The organism is Streptomyces sp. NBC_01481 (assembly GCF_026339995.1).
In the GTDB taxonomy this organism is placed as follows: Bacteria; Actinomycetota; Actinomycetes; order Streptomycetales; family Streptomycetaceae; genus Streptomyces.
On the sequence record NZ_JAPEPT010000003.1, the window covers coordinates 736,126 to 756,051 of the forward strand.

A 19,926-nucleotide genomic window follows, 5' to 3' on the forward strand; every position below is an offset into this window, starting at 1 on the left:
GCGCGTGTCGGCGGCTACCGTCCGGCCACCTCTTGGAGCACCGGCATCACATTGCCCGCGACCCAGCGATGGCTGCGTCCGTAACGAGCCGACTTGGCCACGTTGCCCGCCACATGCCACAGCCAGGTCAGCAGCGGCAGCACCGCCGCGTCGGGGTCCTCGTCCGGCGGCGGGACATCCGCTTCGGCGAGGAGCCGGCGGTCCTCGGGCAGCAGTGAGCCGCGTCGTACGACATCGGCCACGATCCGCCCCAGCTGCCGCCCGCCGCGCTGATGCCGGAGCGTCAGGACGAATATGTAGGAATCGATGGCGCAAGGGCCGTCGGGACGGGCATTCGCCCAGTCGATCACCCCGGTAATCGTGCCGTGCTTCTCGTTGAGCAGAATGTTTCCGGGGTGGAAGTCCCCGTGGGTCCACGCGACCGTCAGTGTGCGCCCGGCCAGTCCACGGACGAGGCGTTCTCGCAGCGCCTCCGTGGCGGCAGCTCCACGGCCTTCGCGGCACCACCGGATCTCCTCGGCCAGGACGGAGAGCTGGGGGTCCACCCATTCCCGGATACGTCCGGTGACGCTCTCCGTGCGGCCGGTCGCCCGGTGCAGGTCGCCGACCGCGCGGAGAGCGGAAACCGCCACCAGCCGGGTGCGCCCGGGGGAGCGCCGCAGCAGCGCGTCCCCTTCGACACCCGGCAGACGGCCTTCCGCCACCAGAGGGAGCCGCTCCTGGAGCCGGCACGCCTCCACCGGAGGCAACAGCCGCCGCCACTCCTCCAGACGGTCGTCCCGGGTCAGCACGCGCACGGCCTCACACCCCAGGGCGAGCGACGTGGCAGCTCGGCTGCTGCGGGGATGCTTGACCACCAGAGGAGGCTGCATGGCCTTGCCCTCCAACTGGAAAACCAGGAGATCGGAGACCGTCCGCTCCAGCCGGTGCAGTTCGCGGAAGCCGACGGTGTCCGCACGCAGCCGGTTCGCCAGCCGACGGGCAGTCAGCAGATCGGCGGGCAGGGTCAGCAGGCCGCGGGGCCGGATCGGCAGGAGGCCGCGGAAGCGGGATCCCCACGTATTGGCGAGAGGGAAGGCGTCTTCCACAAACCCTCCGTCAGATAGATTTACATATCGCGTGATATCACCATATGTAATAGTCGAGGCGATCGGGCTGAGGCTTGCCGCGCCCGGGTCGACGGTGACTACGGTGGCGTACCGCTGCACGCGCCCGTCCCTATCAGGCTTTATACAGGGCAATCATGGGCAAGAGTCCAATAAGCGGGGGAATCGCCCAACTTCGCCGCTTGGCTGGAGCATTCGTGACCGACCCGCTGGAAGCGGTGCGGTCAGGGGGGTGGCGCCTTCCCGCGTTCGGCAAGCCGGGCGCGCACGGAGCACCTGATGCGGTGCGCCACTGTCTGCGCGAACCAGACTGCCTCGACCACGGCGGGCAGCGGATCGTCCCGGCTGAGCCATGCCCGTTCGGTTCCCCGTCCGCACAGCACGGCGGGCGGCAGTCGGCGCTCCTCCAGCAGCCAGGCAGTCGCCGATGGCAGATCGAGTGGACCGGCGACAAACACACGGTTCTCGTCCTGCGGACCGGTCGGCACATCACGGCCCGTCAGGTCCAGATGCATCGCCCGTACCACGTCGATTCCGTGGACATTCTCGAACAGCCGGAACTGCGCACCGGTGCGCGGATTGAAGTCCACCAGCTTGTAACGCCCGTCGCGGCGGTCGTAACGCCAGTCGAGATCCGCCGGCCCGCTGTAGCCGATCCGCCGGCACAGGTCCCCGGCCAGCTTCGCCAGACAGGGGTTGTGCAGGGCGACGGCCCGGGTGGTCACCCCTGCATTCGGGGGCCATGAGCGCAGCTTCAGACCGGTGAAAACGACGCGCGGCGTGCCGCCCGCACCGCAGTAGAGGTGGGTGATCCAGTCCTCGGCCTGCTCCCTCGGGATGTACTCCTGCATCACGACGGGGGGCAGCGGGTCCGTCGGGTACTGGGCCAGCAGATGCTCCTCGTCGCGGATCATCTTGGTGTTGCCCACGGCCGGCATGCGCAGCCTGGTCCATGCGTCGCGGTTCTTGAGCACCAGCGGAAAGCCCAGTTCACGCCCGGCGTCCACCAGCTCGTCGCGGTTTTCGGGAGCCCGCGTGCGAGGGGTGGGCACGCCGAGCTTCTCGCAGAGCCTGAACAGACTCGCCTTGCTGGCCAGCAGACGCGGTAGCCCGGAGGGTGTCCGTGGGAGTAGAAAGCACTCCGACAGCCGGTCGGAGTGCTCGGCCAGCAGGATGGCGGCTTCGTCGTCGGTCGGTACGGGGATGGAGCGCGCGCCGATTGCCCGGCCGATCGACAGCAGCCCGTCGGCAAGTAACTGCGGTTCCTCCAGGCCGGTCGTCGGCCAGACGAACCTGCTGGTGACATGGCGTGAGAACGCCACCGGAGTGAACCGGTGCTCGACGACGGCATGGACCGGCACGCCCGCCCGGCCGATCGTGCGCACCACGCCGAGGCCGCCATGGTGTTGGGGATAGCGACCGATCTTGACGAGCAGTGCGGGCATCTCCGGGTCGAGGGGTTCGGGACTCATCCGGTGCCCTGTCCGCCACACAGGTCATCCATCATTTGCTCCAGATGTCGAGGGGTTCCATCTCGGCGGCGTGGCCGATCCTTGGCAGGCCGTAGGCGTCCAGCAAGGTGCGCAGCAGCCCGTAGAGGTTGTTCGGCCTGGGATAGTCACCGGGCCGAACCTGTTCGCCGACGAGGACGGTCGGGATCTGGTTGGTCCCGCCGTCCTCGTTCTCGTCCTCGTCCCAGGTGACCACCAGCAGGCTGTTATGGGTCATGGCCCAGCGCGCGTAGCCGCCGAGGTTGTCCCGCAGCCATGTGTCGGCCCGACGGACGGAGCCGTCGTGCATGTCGTTCTCGACGTCGGGAATGACGAACGACACCGTGGGCAGATCCGCGTAGTCGCGGGGGAAAGAGGTCCAGGGGAGGTTGGCGGAGGCCGGCACGTTGGTGAAGTTCACCCAGGGGTTGTGGCGGCGTGCGTACGCGCCGCTGGTGCAGCCCGTGAAGCCGACGCTGGGCATGCTCTGGGAGTACCCGGCGAACGTCAGGTCTGCCTGCAGGAGTTGGGAGGCGAGGTTCCGGGCCGTGAAGGTGTAGGGACAGGAGTTGTTGCTCACACCCTGGGTGGAACCGGAGAAGAGCGCCAGGTAGTTGGGCTGGCTCGGGTGGGTGATGGCGGTGAAATTCGTGAGGGAGGCGCCCGACCTGGCGAGTTCGTTGATGTAAGTCGCTTCCGAGTTCCCGATGATGCTGCTGTAGGAGCGGTTCTCTTCGACCACCACGACGATGTGGTCCGGCCTGGGCACCCCGCGATCGCCGCCCGAGGTGCCGCAGGCCGCGATCGGCAGCAGAATTGCCGTGACGGCCGCAAGCGCGACGGCCTTCCTCTTCGTGCGCCCCGGCCCGCCACCCGGGAAATGCCTCGCCCACGTGCCTCGTCGCGTCACCGCTTCTCCCTTCGTCGGACGCGGATCTGCCTCCTGCGGCCTTCGTGACGCACCGTTACCCGGCTCCTCCTGCTGTCCATCAAGACTGGCAACAGGAGAAGCGTAGAAATGCACCATATGCCGCTTCTATGGATCATTGATGTCATGGTGAGCGAGATTCATCCCGAAAATCGGCCGTCGGTAGCCGGGCGCCGGGCGATCTCGGACGGACCCAGCACCGCCATCCGGCCCCATCGGTACGGCCGCTCGTGCGAGGCGCAGGCCGTGTCTGTGAGGAGACGTCTACGGAAGTTTGACCATGAACCATGTCCAGACCTTCGCGACCTCGACCGAAGCGATGACGGGGCTTGAGACCGAGCACGTCGCGCATCCCACGAATCCGTCCGGTCACCAGAGCGACCGTTCGCTGTGGGATCCCCTGCTCGGGCTGATGCCGCTCCGCTCTCCACGTGTACTCGGCGGACTGACCGACCGTCTGAGGGCGCATTGGTTGGTGCGCGGGATGCGTCCCTGCGATGTAACCGTGGTTCCGCGAAACACCTACCCGCAGACCAACCTTCTGGTGTTCAGGCTGCAGCGAGGCACGTGGGTCGTCCTGGTCAAGCACCCACGGAACGAACGGGCGGCCGACGGGCTCGCCCGTGAGTGGGAGGTCCTGCGGCAGCTGGCCGCGGACGACCGGCTCGATCCCTGGCGGGAGCTGCTTCCACAAGCGGTCGGCTACCGGCCGAAGGGGCCGACCCGGATGCTGGCCCAGAGCTGGCTCGCGGGCGTCCCCGCCGGTCACCTGGCCTCGCACCGGCCGCAGGACCTGCACCGTACGGTCACTGCCGCACTCTCCTTCCTGGCGGAAGTGCGGCGTGCGACCGGCCACCGGCAGCCGGTGGCACAACGCGTCGGCGACTGGGTCGAACCGCAGCTGGAGGTCCTGTCGACAGAGATCGGATGGTGCAGAGCGGGCGAGGGAGCGGCTGGACTGGATGCCGTGCGCCGACGCCTGGAGGAGGGCCTTGCCGGAGCCGTGATGACGCAGGGCTGGACGCACGGGGACTTCTATCCCGGCAATGTGCTGCTGAGCGAGGAGCGCACGCGGGTCACCGGTGTCTACGACTGGGGGAGCGCGCGGATCGACGGCCCGTCGGAGATCGACGCCTGCACCTTCGTCCTGGCAGTCCGGGGTGCGCTGAGCGGCCGCCCGCTGGGGAGGCTGGTCGCCGACGCCCTTCATGCCGATGGGCTGCCCGCCGCAGACCGTGCGCTGCTCTCGACAGCCGCCGTTGATCTCGGCGACAGCGACCCGGCGGTGCTGCCCCTGCTCATGTGGCTGTGGCACGTGGCAAGCAATGTGCAGAAGGCGCCGCAGTTCGGGCGAAGCCACTGGTGGGTGGCCAACACCGTCGCCCCGGTCCTTGAGGAGGCGTCCCGATGGGCGAGCGCCCGACGCTGACAGGCGGCTCGACGTGGCTTCGTTCGGGGGCCGAGGCGCCGCCCGGCACATCCGCGACCCGCGAAGACCGTCCAGGGCGAGATGCCACCCGCCGCTGGGCGGTCCGGGTGGTGCTGCCGACCGCGCTCGCCCTGTGGCTGCTGTCGCTGCGCAATGTCGACCTCGACCAGATCGGCGACCTCGGTCTGCTGCAGGTGCTGCCGGTGCTCTTCTGGATCGCGATGGCCCTGCTCACCTTGGGCTTCTGCGTCGCCCTGAGTAACCGGCGCACCGGCAACGCTTGGTTCGCGGCGTACGTCCTGGCGCTGATCGCGGTCATCCACGCCACCCCTTCGCTGCTGTACTCGGAACTGCGCTACTCATGGGCGTGGAAGCACGTGGCGGTCATCGACGCGATGCTGCGGCACGGCGGCGAGGTGCCGAACGCCGAAGAATTCTCCATCTACAACCAGTGGCCGGGTTTCTTCCAGCTCAACGCGCTGTTCCTGCGGGCCACCGGTCTTGAGTCCCCCCTCGGCTACGCATCGTGGACGCAGGCGTTGGCCAATGCTCTGCTGCTCGGCCCGCTGCTGTTGACGTACCGAGCGGTCGCACGTGACCGGAGGCTGATCTGGGGGGCCGCCTGGATCTACTACTCCTGTTCCTGGGTGGGGCAGGACTACTTCGCGCCACAGGCCTTCGCCTTTCTGCTGTTCGTGACCGTGATCGCCTTGGTCCTGCGGCAGCTGCCGTCCTCCGCGCTCCCGCGGCCGAGCCGTCAGCGACGAGGATCCTGGCCTCCGGGACTGCTGCTCCTGGTGTTGGTGATCGTGGCCGCGATCGTGTCCTCGCATCCACTGACCCCGCTGATGCTGCTCAGTGCGCTGGTGGTGCTGTCGCTGCCGCGCCGCAACCGGCGGGTTGTGCTGCCTGTGCTGGCCGGGGCGGTCGTGCTCACGGTCGCCTGGGACGCCACCGTGGCACGGCCGTATATCTCGGAGAACCTCAGCAGCCTCGTGAACAGTCTTCTCGAGCCTGATGCGAACGTCGTCTCCGGGTTGGCCAGGCTGGGGCCTGCGGCTCCTGGACAGGTCATCGTGTCCTGGGTCGACCGGGGTCTGTCCGGGGCCGTATTCCTGCTGGCCGTGATCGCTTTCGCACGCCGCCCCTGGACACGCCGTACCGGTCTCCCGTTGCTCGTGCTCTCCCCCATGCTGCTCCTGGCCGCGAACGCCTACGGCGGAGAGATGATCTTCCGGGCATACCTCTTCGCACTGCCCGCCGCAGCCTTCCTGATCGCGGCACTGCTCCTGCGGGAGGGCACGCGGCCGCGTCGGCGGATGCTCGCCGTCTACCCCGTTCTGCTGGCCATGCTCGGCGGCCTGGTCTTCGGCTACTACGGCAAGGAGGGGATGAATCACTTCACTTCCCAGGAGGCCGCTGCCGTCCGCTATCTGATCGACACCGCTCCACCGGGGTCACGGATCGTCTCCCTCACTTCGTCCATGCCCGGCGGGGACGAGGACTACGAGCTGCATGAACGTTCGCCCGTGAGCGAACAGGACCTCAGTGACATGCGGCTGGTGGCGAGGGACCCGCTGGCGGGTCTGCAACCGCTCGTCGACGTGGCCACCGCCAGGGTGCCCGCCTACGTCATCCTCAGCCGTGCACAGGCCGCCGAAAGCTACCTCGACGGGACGCTTCCCGCCGACACCATGTCGCGGCTGCAGTCGGCGCTCGCCAAAGCACCGAACTTCACTGTCATCTACCGGAACCGCGACGCAGTGGTCTATCGGTACGACGCTCCAGCGGAGGGGACACGCTGATGATTTCGCTGCGCTGGGGGCTCGCCCTGTCCGGCTGGGCTGCTCTGGCGGTCACCGCTCTGCCGGCCGCCCACCCCTTGCGGGTGCTGGTCACGGCCGTCTTCCTGCTCGTCTGTCCTGGATTGGCGGCCGTACAGTCGCTGCGACCGGCGGCGCGACGAGGCCGGGTTCCGGCCGAGGTCCTGGAGGCCGCCGTGCTCAGTGTGGTGGTGAGCCTCGCGCTGTCGGTGCTCGTGGCGGAGGCGCTCTTCCTCGGTGGCACGTTCACCGCCAGGTGGGCTCTGCTGGCACTCGCCGTCCTCACCTCCGCTTTGGCACTCATGCCGCGGCGCGGCAGGAAGCGGTTCAAGGACCGGCGAGCCACCACGGCGCCCATCGAGTCGAAAAGCTGAAATCCGAGTCATGCCCGTCAGGCTTCCGGGTCCCGTGGCCATCAGGAGAGTCGCGACGGAAGGGCGCTGCGCATACAGGGGTCCGCGAATGGTTGCCTTCGGGAAGCTGGTGCACCCTGGTTTGAAGACCCTTTCCTCGGACGAGGAGGTACGGGAATGCCCCCGCATTTCAGCGCAGCCGCCAGGAACAGTGCCGCCACGGGAACGACCGGGACCCACCGCGAACGGGATCCGGTCGTGGTCGTCGGAGCCGGCCCGTACGGGCTTGCCACCGCTGCCTGGCTGAGCGCCGCGGGGGTTCCACTGAGGATTTTCGGCGAGCCGATGGAAGGCTGGCACGCCTACATGCCCGAAGGCATGTTTCTGAAGTCCGTCCCGGCGGCGTCGTCCATTTCCGCGCCGGAGCCCGGCCACGGGTTCGCTGATTTCCGCGCGGCTCACGGCAAAAAACCGGTCGGCGATCTTTACCCGATCCCGGTCGAGGAGTTCATCGACTACGGGCGGTGGTTCCAGAAACGCCGTGTGCCCGAAGTGGAGCGGTCGATGGTGCGCGGTGTGCGGGCCGTCGACAGCGGGTTCGGAATCACGCTGGACTCCGGCGAGGAGTTCCTCGCCGCGGCCGTGGTGGTGTCCACCGGCCTCGTGCCGTTCGCCCATGAGCCACCGGAACTGCGTGGGCTCGCCGCGGCCGGGCTGACCTCGCACACGTGCGAGCACCGGAGCATGACCCGCTTCGCGGGACAGCAGGTGGCCGTCCTGGGTGCGGGGCAGTCGGCGCTGGAGAGCGCCGCACTGCTGCACGAGGCAGGTGCCCGCCCCACCGTCGTCGCCCGCGCCCGGTCCGTCCTCTTCGGCGACCGTCCTCAGGCGGACCTGCCCGTCACCCGTCCCCGTGCCACGCGGCTTCGCAAGCCCGCCTCCACGCTCGGCCCAGGCTGGTCGCTGTGGGCCGTCAGCCGTGGCCCCGCCGCCTACCGCCACCTGCCGACGCCGGTGCGGATGCGCCTGCTGCACAGCGTGCTGGGGCCGTCCGGCGCCTGGTGGCTGCGGGATCGTGTGGCGGGCCGCGTACCGGTGCTGAGCGGGCGCACGCTGGTCTCCGCCGCACCGGAGGACGGGAAGGTGCGCCTGGAGCTGGCGGACCCGGGCGGCGGAAGAGAACTGCTGCGCGCCGACCATCTCCTGATGGCCACGGGCTACCGGGTGGACGTGGACCGCCTCGACCTCTTGGAGCCCACACTTCGTCAGGCGGTGCGAACGTTCGGCGGTGCACCGCGACTGTCGGCCGGCTTCGAGTCCTCGGTGCCGGGCCTCTACTTCACCGGGCTGGCCGCGGCCCCTTGCTTCGGGCCGGTTCTGCGATTCGTCTGCGGTACGGGTTTCGCCGCCCGGCAGGTCGCCGGGGCGGTCCTAGCCGGGAACCGGTGACAGCGGGCCCGGCCCGGCGGGCCTGGCGGGCAGTCGCCGCGAGCGTGCTGCTCCTGGTGACGGCTTGCGGCAGCAGCACCGCAGCCCCGGGCCCGCCTGCCGCGGGCACCTGGCGGCTGGTCTTCTACGACGACTTCGACGGCTCGAAACTCGATACCGATCGCTGGGTCACCTGTTACGACTGGAACGACGACGGGTGCACCAACAGCGGGAACGACGAGTTGCAGTGGTACGTCCCTGGCCAGGTGTCGGTGGGCGCAGGCGAGCTCACCCTCAGTGCCGAGCGCCGTAGCACCGAGGGGAGCGACGGCGAGACCTACCCGTGGACCTCCGGGATGATCTCCACGGGGCGTGACCACTGGGACGGCCGTCCCCGGCGGACCTTCACTTATGGCTACTTCGAAGCGGCGATCCGTATTCCCCCTGAGGCCGGCATGTTCCCGGCCTTCTGGATGATGCCCGCGTCCCGGTACACACCTCCCGAGCTGGACGTCATGGAGTCCTTCGAAACCACGCAGCAAGTGGAGATGTCTGTGCACTGGCGGGATGGTGAGGGGGCCGAACACCGGGAGGGAGGAAGCTACGGACCGGTAGATTTCCCCGCCGGGTACCACGTGTTCGGGCTCCTCTGGGAGAGAGACGAGCTGACCTGGTACGTGGACGGCGTCAAACGGTTCCGGGTGACACAAGCCGACAGGATCCCGCACGTCCCTATGGAACTACTGGTCAATCTGGCGGTCGGCGTGCCCGGTCCCCCGCCCCCTTCTGTCGATTCGGCGCGGATGCGAGTGGATTGGGTACGTGTCTGGCAGCACTGAGCGGCAACGGGTCAGCCTCTCCTGCCATGGTGCCCCCACCCCCGCAGTGCGTAGGGGGACCCCCAGAAGGGCTCCGGTGCCCCGTCGGTGCCCGGCAGCTCCAGGGGCGGCTGCGGGGGGTGCGGGGGGTGCGGGGCGGAGACGGACGACAGCGAGTGAATCCGGCCGACTACGTACCCGGCGACGGTGGCGCAGACGCCCGCGGTCAGCGCCGCAAGGGTGCGCAGGGCGCCGGGACGGCCCGGCCGCAGCGATCGGACGAAGGCCTGGGGGATGGTGGACCGCAGATAGGTGCGCTCGCTGGCCAGCGCGGCTCTGCTGCCGCTGTGCCGGGCGACCAGCGCCTTGGAGAGCCCTTCCGCATAGCAGCGCGAACGGAAGTACGCCCAGGTGGTACGCGACTCGGGGACATGGTGGCGTACGGCCGCGGCAGGCTCGTACAGCAGGCCGGCGTCGGGCCGGCGGGCCGCGATCCGCAGACACAGCTCTGTCTCCTCGCACCCCAGGGGCCGGGTTCCGACCCGTCCGAGGTCGGTGCGGAAGCCGCCGGCCGAGACCACCTCGGCCCTGCGGAATGACATGTTGGCGCCGATGAAGTTCCGTACCGGGGCGGGCTGTTCGGGCAGTCCCCGGTACGAGCAGCCGACCACCCAGTCGAACTCCTGCGGGAACCACACCGGCCGGCCCGTGCCCCACCACGGCCGGACAAGCCCGCCGACGCCCACGACGTTCGGATCGTCGTAGCGTTCCAGCATGCGGTCGGTCCAGTCCGGGTCGGCTGCCGCGTCGTCGTCTAGGAAAGCCACCACGTCGCAGCGGGCCGCGGCCACCCCGGTGTTGCGGGCACCGGACAGGCCCTTGCGCTCGCGGTTCGGTATCACCCGTACTCCGGGCATCGAGGTGGAGGCCCGCTCGTAGAGCTCCTCGCAGTGGTCGATGACCAGCAGGATCTCGTTCGCCGGACGGTCCTGGGCGCGCACCGACGCGATCGCGGCCCGGATGTCCTCCCATCGGTCCAGGGTGTACGCGCAGACGACGACGGACAGACTCGGTGCGGTATTCATGACGACCTCACAGGGACCGGGGTCAGCCATCGCGACCGCCAGATCAGCAGGGGAAGGGCAAGCAGGCACTGGGTCACGAGCCAGGCGACGCCTGCCCCGTTGATGCCCAGCACCGGAAGCAGGGCCTTGGTGAGACCGAGCACCAGCACGCACATCGCTATCTGCAGCCCTACGGCCAGGCGCAGCCGCCGACGTGCACGCGAGACGTCTATGGCCAGGCTCACCAGGATGTTCGGGAGCGCGGACAGGGCCAGCAGCCGGAGGAGTGTGCTGCCTTCTTCGGCGTACTCGGCGCCGAAGAAGGAGAGAATCTGCGGGGCTGCGGCCACGATCACCACAATTGCGGCGCCCAGCAGCACAGCCGAATGACGCAGTACCCGGAGTCCGTGCTCAACCAGCCGCTCGGGGCAGGTCACCGCCTCCACCACCAGCGAGCTTCCCATGTTGCGTGCCACCAGATACAGCACATAGCCGACGATCCACGCCAGGGAGAAGTAGGCGCTCTGCTCCGCGCCCAGGTTGTTCAGCACCAGAAGCGGGACGAGCGTGTACGCGGCCATGCGGAACAGTGAGCCGAAGTAGTCGGTGGCCGCGTACCCGACCATCTTGGGCGGGGGCTCAGCCTTCTCCGGGGCGGCCTTCTCGTGGTGAGGCACTGCCCGCCGCAGCAGATAGATGTTGGCCACGACGAGGGAGACCACGAGGGCCCCTGCCCAGGAGAGCAGGATGCCGGAGAAGAGCGTCAGAGCGGCACCCATGGCAAGCAGCAGGATCTTCACACAGGCGAAGATCACATTCTCCCCGATCACCCAGCCGGGGCGGCGGACCGCTGTCAGCGCACCGTCCTGCATGACGAAGATGGCGTAACCGGCGGTGGCGGCCACGAAGCATGCGCCGGTCACCGGAGTCAGCAGGAAGTCAAGGCCGGGCGAGAGCTTGGGCACCAGTGCCAGGAATCCGAGGGCGACCAGGGTGCTGAAGGAGGCGCTCACGAGATAGCAGGTGAGCACCATCTTGCGCGTGCGCCGCCCGGCGGACGGTACGAAGCGGATCAGGAAGTCGTTGAGGTTGAGCTGGCCGATGCTGGCGAGCAGCAGGGTGACGGAGAGCGCGGAGTAGCTGAGGCCCACCACGTCCTCGTCGTACCAGTGCGTGGCGAACACCCAGAAGAGGGACCCCAGCCCGGCGTTGATGAGGGAGCTGATGGCGAGGAGATGCCCGTTGCGCAGCAGCGGGTCGCGGGACCGCAGCGCGGCGACGCCCGTCCGTACCACCGTCATGAAGGGGTGCCAGGCGGCCCGGCCCGGGGACGTTGTCGATCCCGCCGAGTCGGTCGTCCGAACAAAGCGTGTGTACACGGCTTCTCCCTCAGTCTCCGTCGCGGTCGTGGCGGCCGAGACAGCGGCTCAGCAGATAGCCGAGCGGCCCGTAGAGCAGACCCTTGATCTCCAGGAAGGCCAGCTGCCGGGACCATCTGTCGCCCGGTTCTGTCCGGCCGCGTGCCTTCGTCGCCGCGTAGCGGATACCGCCGGGGAGCCTGCGCAGCAGGGCGGGCAGCATCCTGGGCTCGTGGGCGAGTGCGCCGGTCAGATAGGCCCCGAGCCCGGCGCCGTATCCGAAGGCCTGTGTCTTCAGGGCGTCCTCGGTGCGCTGATGGCGATGCCAGACGATCGCGCCCGGCTGATAGGCGAGTGTGTGGCCGGCGATCAGAACCCGGAAGAAGGCGAGCAGGTCGTCGCCGCCGTGTGCCGGCGTTCCGGTTCCGGTGGCCGGGTCGAAGCCGCCGATGGCGTGCAGCAGATCGGTACGGAAGGCCATGTTGGCCCCGGAGCCGAAGCGTCCGGTGGTGAACGGGAACAGCGGGTCGTCCGGCGGGTTGTGCAGCGACCAGGTGCGAGGGGTGTACCCCTTCGCGAATCCGCCGTGCCGCTCCAGGGCGGCCTGGGCTCCGGTCTGGAGTTCGGCGGGCACGATCAGGCCGGTGACACAGCCGATCCGCGGGTCGCCGGCGAAGGCGGCGGCGAGTTCGGTCAGCCACCGGGAGTCGACGAGGGTGTCATCGTCCGTGAAGGCGGCGATCCGGCCGCGCGCTGCGGCCAGGCCACGGTTGTGTGCGCGGGCCAGACCGGCCACGGGCTCGCGGACGTAGCGGACGCGCCGGCCGTAGACCTCGTGGACCAGTTGCTCGGCGGAGCCGTCCGCCGGGGCGTTGTCCACCACGATCACCTCGAACCGCGGGTACTCCATCTGCAGGAGCGAGTCCAGGCACTGGCGCAGTTGCTGGGGCCGGTTGTGGGTGGCGACGATCACGCTGATGTCGGTGGCCTCCTGGAGGGCGCGCAGCCGGGCGGCCTGACAGTGCAGGGCGGCCGGTTCGTCCCACGACCAGGAGGAATCCCCGAACGCCGTGCTCGGACCGTCGGCTGCCAGGTGTCGGGAGACGGGGGTGGTGAGCTCCCGGTGGGAGGCATTGGCCAGGGCCTGCCACAACTCGACGGGGCCGGGGCCGGTCGTGGAGACCATGCCCAGCGGGTGGCCGTGCAGCCGTACCAGAGCCAGCACCCGGCCCTCCGGGCGAATCCGCTCACGGCTGCCGGGCGGGCAGAACTCGCCGGGCTCGGCCAGATCGATGTCGACGATCCTTGCCGGGGTGTACGGCGGGGCGGCAGGCACGGAGGCTGCCGTGTCCGGGGTGGGGAAACGGGGGCCGGCGGCGTTCACCCGGCGCTCCGTCCGGTCGACGCGGACCGTGCGCCCGGGCGCTCGGACAGCAGGGTGCGCAGCACGCGGCGGCCGTCGGAGATGGCGTGCAGATTGGAACGGCCGCTGCGGCGGGGCAGTTCGAGGCTGGGGACCTCGGCGATCCGCAGTCCGGAACGCAGCGCGTGCACGATCATCTCGGCCTCGATCTCGAAGCCGGCCGCATGCAGGTCCAACTGGTCCAGGAAGCTGCGCCGGAATGCGCAGAACCCGTAGCACAGGTCGGTCAGCGAGGCGTCGTAGAGCCGGTTGACCGCTGCCAGCAGCACGTGGTTGCCCAGTTGCCGGAAGCGGGTGATGTCCAGGGAGCCGCCGCCGGCGACGAACCGTGAGCCTTTGACGAAGTCGTAGCCGTTCTCGAGGAAGTGCAGGAAGTGCGGGATCTCTGCGGGCGACATGCTGCCATCGGCATCCATCATCACCACGTAGTCGCCGGTCGCAGCGAGGAACCCGGTGCGCAGGGCGTTTCCCTTGCCCGGGCCGTTCTGCTTGACGCTGCGGACCGTGGGGAGGCAGTGGGTCGCCATGGGCACCGTGGCGTCAATGGAGTTGCCGTCGACCAGGATGACCTCGTCGACGCAGTCCGGGATCTGCTCGAAGACCCAGGGGATGTTGCGCGCTTCGTTGAGGGCCGGAACGACCAGGCTCACGGACGCGCGGGGCGGGAGGTTGTCCTCCCTCCGGCGCATCGGGTGGGCGGTTGTGTCGCCGGCCCGGCGCATCGGGTGGGCGGGTGCGTCGCCGGCGCGGCGGGCGGGCTGAGCGGTGGGGGACGGCGCCAGGTCTGTGGCCGGGTGATGCGTCTGGTTCGTGGTCATGATGTCTCCGGATTCGAGTCGGGGAGGGCTCCGTGTCCTCTGTACGTTTACACCGTATATATACATATTAACTATATCGGACATTTGGTCAAGTGTCGGACGTGTAGCCGGACGGGTTGAACTGCTGGAAGCGCCATGCGTCGCGGCACATCGCGGCAAGATCCCTGGTCGGCTGCCAGCCCCACTCCCGCGCCGCCGCGCTCGCATCGGCGACGAGTTCGCTCGCATCGCCCGGGCGGCGGTCCACGACCTCGTACGGGATGGACCTGCCGCATGCCTCGCCGAACGCCGCCAGGAGTTCGAGGACCGAGGTGCCCGATCCGCCGCCGAGGTTGAAGACGCGCATACCCGTGCGGTCGGCGAGATGCTCCAGAGCGTTGCGGTGGGCATCGGCGAGGTCCATGACGTGGATGTAGTCCCGGACCACGGTGCCGTCGGCGGTGTCGTAATCGCCGCCGAAGACGCTGAGGCGCACATGCCTTCCGGCCGCGACGCGGGCCACTCGGGGCATCAGATTGGCGGGCTCGCCGTGCGAGTCCTGGCCGAGCAGTCCGCTGGGATGCGCGCCGACCGGATTGAAGTGGCGCAGCGTCAGAACGGTGAACTCCGGGCGGAGTCGGCACACATCGGCGAGCATCTGCTCGCAGACCCATTTCGACGCGGCGGAAGGTGTCGCCGGATGGGCCGGGGCGTTCTCGGCGAGCGGCACTCTGTCGCCATCGCCGTAGATGGAGCAGGAGGAGGAGAAGACCAGCTGGTGTACACCGTGCTCCTGCATGGCGTTCAGCAGGGACGTGGTGCCGCCGACGTTCACGTCGTAGTACTCGACCGGCATCTGCAGGGATTCGTGGACGGACCTCTTTCCGGCGAGGTGCACCACGGCATCCACCTGGTGTTGGTGGAATATGGCCGAGAGCGCACGCCGGTCGCGCAGATCGACCGCGTACACGCCTCTCAGGGGGCGGCCGGCGACCCGTTGGATACGTACGCAGGCCAGGGGTGAGCTGTTGGAATAGTCGTCGACCACGATGACCTCGTAGTCGTGGTCGAGAAGTTCGACGCAGGTGTGGCTGCCGATGAAACCGGCGCCGCCAGTGACCAGGACGATTGACGGCTCGGGCATGGACTCTTCTCCTTTGGACGCGATGTGCCGAGGGGGAGGTCTCAGCCGGCCGTCCAAGGGGCGGGCCCGGGACCGGGTGGGCGCCTGGATTCTCATGAAGCGCCCCGACGCTATATATTTACGCTGTATACATACACTTTTGTCCCTTTTGCGTCTACGGTCAAGAGGGAGGCCAAGGCGGCTTGCTCAGGCGACTGGAGGGACGACATGGCGAAGAAGGGCAAGGGCGCCGAGCGCGGGGGGAAGGAGGGCGGCCGACGGTCCGGCGATCGCGGCCACTACGGGCGGCTGAGCCGGGAACGCGTACTGGCCACCGCTCTGGAGCTGGTCGACCGTGAAGGGCTCTCGGCGCTGAGCATGCGCAGGGTGGGAGCCGAGCTCGGCGTGGAGGCCATGGCTCTGTACCGGTACGCGCCCAGCAAGGACGCACTCCTGGACGGCTTGGTCGAGGCCCTCTTCATCGAGCTGCAGGAATACCTGGATGACGCCGCGGCCGGCGGCCCGGACGACGCGGTGGCCACGGCCGCGGGCTCCTTGGCCGACGGGCCGGAATGGCGCACCGAGCTGCACCGCATCGCCCAGGCGACCTACCAGGTCGCCCTTGCCCACCCGCAGGTGGTCCCCCTCCTGGCCACCCGCATGCTGGCGGTCCCGCTTGCCCGTCGCCCGCTGGCGGTCCTCATGGACCACGAGCGCGTACTGGAGCTGCTCGAACAGGCCGGACTCGACGAGGAAAAGGCCTCGATGGCCTTCCGGGCGTTCACCAGCTGGGTGCTCGGTTACATCTTCGTGGAGCTGCGAGCGATGGTCGACAACCCCGAAGAGTCCGATCCCGCGTTCCGGCTCGGGCTGCACCGCATGCCGGTCCAGGAACTTCCGAGGCTTCGCAGGACCGCGCCCGCTCTCGCCGAGCACGGCGGACCCGAGGGGCTGGCCGCCGGCCTGGCCGCGTTGCTCGACCGCTTCGTGACGAACGCCGCCTGAGTGCGCGCCCGGGGGATCGGTAGGAGACTCGGCAGGGCAGGGCAGGACGACGGGATCACCTCGAAGGAGCGCACCATGCTCAGCACCCGTTTTGTCACCGGCTCCCCGAACTGGATCGACCTGGGCACCCCCGACCTCGACGCGGCGACCGCCTTCTACGGCGGACTGTTCGGCTGGACCTTCCAGTCCGCGGGTCCCGACGCCGGCGGCTACGGCATGTACCAGCTGGGCGGCAAGACCGTCACGGGCGCCATGACGGTCACCCCCGAACAGGGTGGCCCGGGCTGGACCCTCTACTTCCAGTCGCCCGACGCCGACGCCACGGCCAAAGCGGTCCAGGCGGGCGGCGGTGCGGTCCTGTTCGAGCCGATGGACGTCTTCGAACTCGGCCGCATGGCGGTCTTCTCCGACCCCGCGGGCGCGGCCTTCGCGACCTGGCAGCCGGGCCAGATCAAGGGCCTGGACGCCGTCAACGACCCCAACACGCTGTGCTGGGCCGAGTTGTACACCGAGGACCCGGGCGCGGGCCTCGGCTTCTACCAGGGCGTGTTCGGCTGGGAGACCTCCACGATGCCGCTGCCGGACGGCACGGGCTCGTACACGATGATCAACCCGGCGGGCGCGGGCGCCGAAGCGATGTTCGGCGGCATCGTCCCGCTGGCCGCGGACCCGGTCGAGACGGAGGGCCCCTACTGGCTGCCCTACTTCGAAGTGACGGACTGCGACGCGGCGGTGGCCACGGCGGAACGCCTGGGCGGCACGGTCCGGATGGCCCCGGTCGACATGGAAGGCGTCGGCCGCTTCGCGAAACTGTCGGACCCGGCGGGGGCGCGGTTCGCTCTGATGCAGGGCGTGCAGCAGGACGACTGAGCCGGCCGTCTTCGTAGTGGCGCGGCGGAAGGGCCCGTCGCCGGGGTGCCCGTGGGGACGTTGATGCTTCATTGATGCGGTGTTTATCGCGGCCGGGGAATGTGTGCGGCATGCCGATCAACACCACCACGGACCAGGAACTCTCCTGGCAGGAGAACGCGCTGTGCGCCCAGGCGGGTCCGGAATTCTTCTTCCCGGCGCCCGGCTCGTCGACGCGGGAGGCGAAGCAGCTGTGCGGGGCGTGCGAGGGACGGGTGCCGTGCCTGGAGTACGCGCTGGCGCATGACGAGAGGTTTGGCGTGTGGGGCGGGCTGTCGGAGAAGGAGCGGTACCGCCTCAAGCGAAACCAGGGCTGACCCTGTATGGCGGGGCGCGAGCGCGTCGTCCTCGGGAGGTGCCTTCGGGGACGGCGCATCCCCGCCGACTCGATTACCTCAGTGAGCCGACCCCGCGCATGCGACAAACACCGTGGGATATCCGGATGCCGACCCCGTGCCCGGTCATTAGGATCGCCCGGAAACAACGGGGGCGCAGGGCACAAGGACGACACGGTCACTCACGACGAACTGGCGGCTTTCGAGCGCACCGTCCGCAGGCTGCGGGCTCTGCCGACGGCCGATCCCCTGCGCATACGGGGCGAGGAGATCGCCGCGTCCTTCGCGCGCGAGAGCCGCAACAAGCGCCGCAAGGCGCGCAGGCGCCTGGAGAGCGACGCTGACGCCGCGGTGACGGCGGGCACCGCCACCGGTGCGCTCGACCGGCGTGAGGACGCGGCGCTGACCGGCAAGGGACGTGCGGGTGTCTTCCTGCGGCCCCGGCACTGCTATGTCTGCAAAACGCTCTATCGGCGGACCGACGGGTTCTATCACCGGCTGTGCCCGGGATGCGCCGCCGACAACACCGCACGCCGCGCCCTGTCCACCGACCTTTCGGGACGGCGCGTCCTGCTCACCGGCGGGCGCGTGAAGATCGGATTCCAGCTCGCGCTGATGATGCTCCGCGACGGCGCCGAGCTCCTCGTCACCAGCCGCTTCCCGCAGGACACCCTGCGCCGTTTCGCCGTGGTCGAGGGCAGTCGGCAGTGGCTGGACCGGCTGACGGTCGTGGCCGTCGACCTGCGCGACCCGCGCCAGGTGCTCGGGCTGTGCGAGCGGCTGCGCGCGGACGGGGAGCCGCTCGACATTCTCGTCAACAATGCCGCGCAGACCATCCGCCGACCGCCCGAGTCGTACGCCCTGCTCGCGGCCGGGGAGAGCGGCGCGCTGCCGCCCGGTGTGCTGGCCGCGCCCGGCTACGCGCCCATGGCTGCCCTCGAAAGAGGGACACGCGGCCTGGCGCTCGTACTCGGCGAGGTGGACGAGGCTGGGCTGCTCCCCGACCTCTCCCCGGCCAATTCCTGGTCCGCCCGGCTCGGCGAGCTCGACCCCGCCGAGCTCCTGGAGACCCAGCTCGTCAACGCTCTCGCCCCCGCGCTGCTCGCCGACCGGCTGCTTCCGCTGCTCCTGGCCTCACCCCGGCCGCGCCGCTACATCGTCAACGTGTCGGCCGTGGAGGGCAGGTTCGCCGTACGCAACAAGACGTCCGGCCATCCCCACACCAACATGGCGAAAGCCGCGCTCAACATGCTCACCCGCACGAGCGCGGCCGGGCTCGCCGCCCAGGGGGTCCATATGTGCAGTGTCGACACCGGCTGGATCACCGACGAGAACCCGGCGCCGCGCAAGGCGCGTATCGCCGCCGCCGGGATCCGGACACCGCTCGACATCGTGGACGGAGCGGCCCGCGTCTACGACCCGATCGTGCGCGGTGAGGCGGGCACACCGGTCGCCGGTGTCTTTCTCAAGGACTACAAGGTGGCCGACTGGTGAGCCGGCCGCCCGATCGCGGCGGACCTCAGCCCGCCGCGCGCGCCAGCATCCGCGCCTTGCGGGCCGCGAGCTTCTCGTCGAACTTCGCCGCCTCGGAGTCCAGCCCGCCCATGTAGAGGCCGAGCTCCTCCTGCGCCTTCAGACCCTCCGGGCCCAGACCGTCGATGTCGAGCACCTTGAGGAAGCGCAGCACCGGCTGCAGCACGTCGTCGTGGTGGATGCGCATGTTGTAGATCTCGCCGATCGCCATCTGCGCGGCGGCCCGCTCGAAGCCGGGCATGCCGTGTCCGGGCATCCGGAAGTTGACGACGACGTCGCGCACGGCCTGCATGGTCAGATCGGGGGCGAGCTCGAAGGCCGCGCCCAGCAGGTTGCGGTAGAAGACCATGTGCAGATTCTCGTCGGTGGCGATCCGCGCCAGCATCCGGTCGCAGACCGGGTCGCCGGACTGATGGCCGGTGTTGCGGTGCGAGACGCGGGTGGCGAGCTCCTGGAAGGCGACGTACGCCACGGAGTGCAGCATCGAGTGGCGGTTGTCGGACTCGAAGCCCTCCGCCATGTGCGCCATCCGGAACTCTTCCAGCTTGTCCGGGTCGACGGCCCGCGAGGTGAGCAGGTAGTCGCGCATCACGATGCCGTGCCGGCCCTCTTCCGCGGTCCAGCGGTGCACCCAGGTGCCCCAGGCGCCGTCGCGGCCGAAGAGCGAGGCGATCTCATGGTGGTAGCTGGGGAGGTTGTCCTCGGTCAGCAGGTTCACCACCAGCGCGATCCGGCCGATGTCGGTGACCTTGGACTGCTCGGGCTCCCAGGCCTGGCCGTCCTCGAAGTAGCCGGGGAAGTTTCGGCCGTCGCTGAACGGGACGTACTCGTGCGGCATCCAGTCCTTGGCGACCTTGAGATGGCGGTTGAGTTCCTTCTCCACCACCTCTTCCAGCGCGAACAGCAGTCGGGCGTCGCTCCACGCTTCCGAACTGCCGAGGTGGGGAGAGGTGATCGTCACGGGTGCTCCTGGGGGACGGGAGAGTTACCTACGTATTCGTAGG

At 69.2% G+C, this 19,926-nt stretch carries 18 protein-coding genes; 9 read left to right on the forward strand and 9 right to left on the reverse strand.

The genetic code is table 11. The features are described 5' to 3' along the window. Positions 1-14 precede the first annotated feature (14 nt). The 3 genes from OOK40_RS19850 to OOK40_RS19860 form a co-directional block, all read right to left on the reverse strand. The gene (locus tag OOK40_RS19850) at positions 15-1,088 is read right to left on the reverse strand and encodes a phosphotransferase family protein (RefSeq protein WP_266483394.1); all 1,074 of its coding nucleotides are present in this window, start codon (positions 1,086-1,088) and stop codon (positions 15-17) included. Between the two features lie 242 nt (positions 1,089-1,330). After that, the gene (locus OOK40_RS19855) at positions 1,331-2,578 is read right to left on the reverse strand and encodes an ATP-grasp domain-containing protein (protein ID WP_266483397.1); all 1,248 of its coding nucleotides are present in this window, start codon (positions 2,576-2,578) and stop codon (positions 1,331-1,333) included. 31 nt (positions 2,579-2,609) lie between these two features. Next, positions 2,610-3,506: an alkaline phosphatase family protein gene (locus OOK40_RS19860; protein WP_266483399.1), complete on the reverse strand. Its 897-nt coding sequence runs from the start codon at positions 3,504-3,506 to the stop codon at positions 2,610-2,612. 298 nt (positions 3,507-3,804) lie between these two features. Between OOK40_RS19860 and OOK40_RS19865 the strand changes: the two genes are divergently transcribed. The 5 genes from OOK40_RS19865 (at position 3,805) to OOK40_RS19885 (ending at position 9,396) form a co-directional block, all read left to right on the forward strand. After that, entirely contained in the window at positions 3,805-4,953 is a 1,149-nt protein-coding gene (locus OOK40_RS19865) for a phosphotransferase family protein (protein WP_266483401.1), read from the forward strand. Then, positions 4,932-6,758 carry a glycosyltransferase gene (locus tag OOK40_RS19870; RefSeq protein ID WP_266483403.1) on the forward strand — a complete coding sequence of 609 codons (1,827 nt, stop codon included), beginning with the start codon at positions 4,932-4,934 and terminating at the stop codon, positions 6,756-6,758. The genes OOK40_RS19865 and OOK40_RS19870 overlap by 22 nt, the downstream gene beginning before the upstream one ends. Then, positions 6,758-7,150, forward strand: coding sequence for a hypothetical protein (locus OOK40_RS19875; RefSeq protein WP_266483406.1), 393 nt, complete (start codon positions 6,758-6,760; stop codon positions 7,148-7,150). Before OOK40_RS19870 ends, OOK40_RS19875 begins: the two co-directional genes overlap by 1 nt. 156 nt (positions 7,151-7,306) lie before the next feature. Further along, the gene (locus OOK40_RS19880; protein ID WP_266483409.1) at positions 7,307-8,578 is read left to right on the forward strand and encodes an FAD-dependent oxidoreductase; all 1,272 of its coding nucleotides are present in this window, start codon (positions 7,307-7,309) and stop codon (positions 8,576-8,578) included. Next, positions 8,575-9,396 carry a glycoside hydrolase family 16 protein gene (locus OOK40_RS19885; protein WP_266483411.1) on the forward strand — a complete coding sequence of 274 codons (822 nt, stop codon included), beginning with the start codon at positions 8,575-8,577 and terminating at the stop codon, positions 9,394-9,396. Before OOK40_RS19880 ends, OOK40_RS19885 begins: the two co-directional genes overlap by 4 nt. Positions 9,397-9,407: 11 nt before the next feature. Here OOK40_RS19885 and OOK40_RS19890 read toward each other — a convergent pair whose 3' ends face one another. The 5 genes from OOK40_RS19890 to galE all read right to left on the reverse strand — a co-directional run bounded on the left by OOK40_RS19890 (position 9,408) and on the right by galE (position 15,161). Next, a complete protein-coding gene (locus tag OOK40_RS19890; RefSeq protein ID WP_266483414.1) occupies positions 9,408-10,460 on the reverse strand; it encodes a glycosyltransferase family 2 protein in 1,053 nt (350 codons plus the stop codon). Beyond that, positions 10,457-11,818 (reverse strand): lipopolysaccharide biosynthesis protein, encoded by a 1,362-nt coding sequence (locus tag OOK40_RS19895; RefSeq protein ID WP_266483417.1) that lies wholly within the window; start codon positions 11,816-11,818, stop codon positions 10,457-10,459. Before OOK40_RS19895 ends, OOK40_RS19890 begins: the two co-directional genes overlap by 4 nt. A gap of 10 nt (positions 11,819-11,828) precedes the next feature. Next, positions 11,829-13,181, reverse strand: coding sequence for a glycosyltransferase family 2 protein (locus tag OOK40_RS19900; protein WP_266483419.1), 1,353 nt, complete (start codon positions 13,179-13,181; stop codon positions 11,829-11,831). Continuing rightward, the gene (locus OOK40_RS19905; RefSeq protein WP_266483421.1) at positions 13,178-14,038 is read right to left on the reverse strand and encodes a glycosyltransferase family 2 protein; all 861 of its coding nucleotides are present in this window, start codon (positions 14,036-14,038) and stop codon (positions 13,178-13,180) included. Before OOK40_RS19905 ends, OOK40_RS19900 begins: the two co-directional genes overlap by 4 nt. Positions 14,039-14,126: 88 nt before the next feature. After that, a complete protein-coding gene (galE, locus tag OOK40_RS19910; protein ID WP_266483424.1) occupies positions 14,127-15,161 on the reverse strand; it encodes a UDP-glucose 4-epimerase GalE in 1,035 nt (344 codons plus the stop codon). A 207-nt stretch (positions 15,162-15,368) separates the two neighbouring features. Here galE and OOK40_RS19915 point away from each other — a divergent pair, with 207 nt between their 5' ends. The 4 genes from OOK40_RS19915 (at position 15,369) to OOK40_RS19930 (ending at position 18,883) form a co-directional block, all read left to right on the forward strand. After that, a complete protein-coding gene (locus OOK40_RS19915; RefSeq protein ID WP_266483427.1) occupies positions 15,369-16,145 on the forward strand; it encodes a TetR/AcrR family transcriptional regulator in 777 nt (258 codons plus the stop codon). A gap of 75 nt (positions 16,146-16,220) precedes the next feature. Further along, the gene (locus OOK40_RS19920; RefSeq protein ID WP_266483429.1) at positions 16,221-17,015 is read left to right on the forward strand and encodes a VOC family protein; all 795 of its coding nucleotides are present in this window, start codon (positions 16,221-16,223) and stop codon (positions 17,013-17,015) included. Positions 17,016-17,125: 110 nt separating this feature from the next. Then, positions 17,126-17,371 carry a WhiB family transcriptional regulator gene (locus OOK40_RS19925; protein ID WP_266483432.1) on the forward strand — a complete coding sequence of 82 codons (246 nt, stop codon included), beginning with the start codon at positions 17,126-17,128 and terminating at the stop codon, positions 17,369-17,371. 210 nt (positions 17,372-17,581) lie between these two features. Continuing rightward, complete coding sequence (locus OOK40_RS19930) at positions 17,582-18,883, forward strand: SDR family NAD(P)-dependent oxidoreductase (protein WP_266484469.1); 1,302 nt, start codon at positions 17,582-17,584, stop codon at positions 18,881-18,883. A 25-nt stretch (positions 18,884-18,908) separates the two neighbouring features. Here the strand turns inward: OOK40_RS19930 and OOK40_RS19935 are convergent, their stop codons facing one another. Then, a complete protein-coding gene (locus tag OOK40_RS19935; protein WP_266483434.1) occupies positions 18,909-19,883 on the reverse strand; it encodes an acyl-ACP desaturase in 975 nt (324 codons plus the stop codon). Between the last annotated feature and the right edge of the window lie 43 nt (positions 19,884-19,926).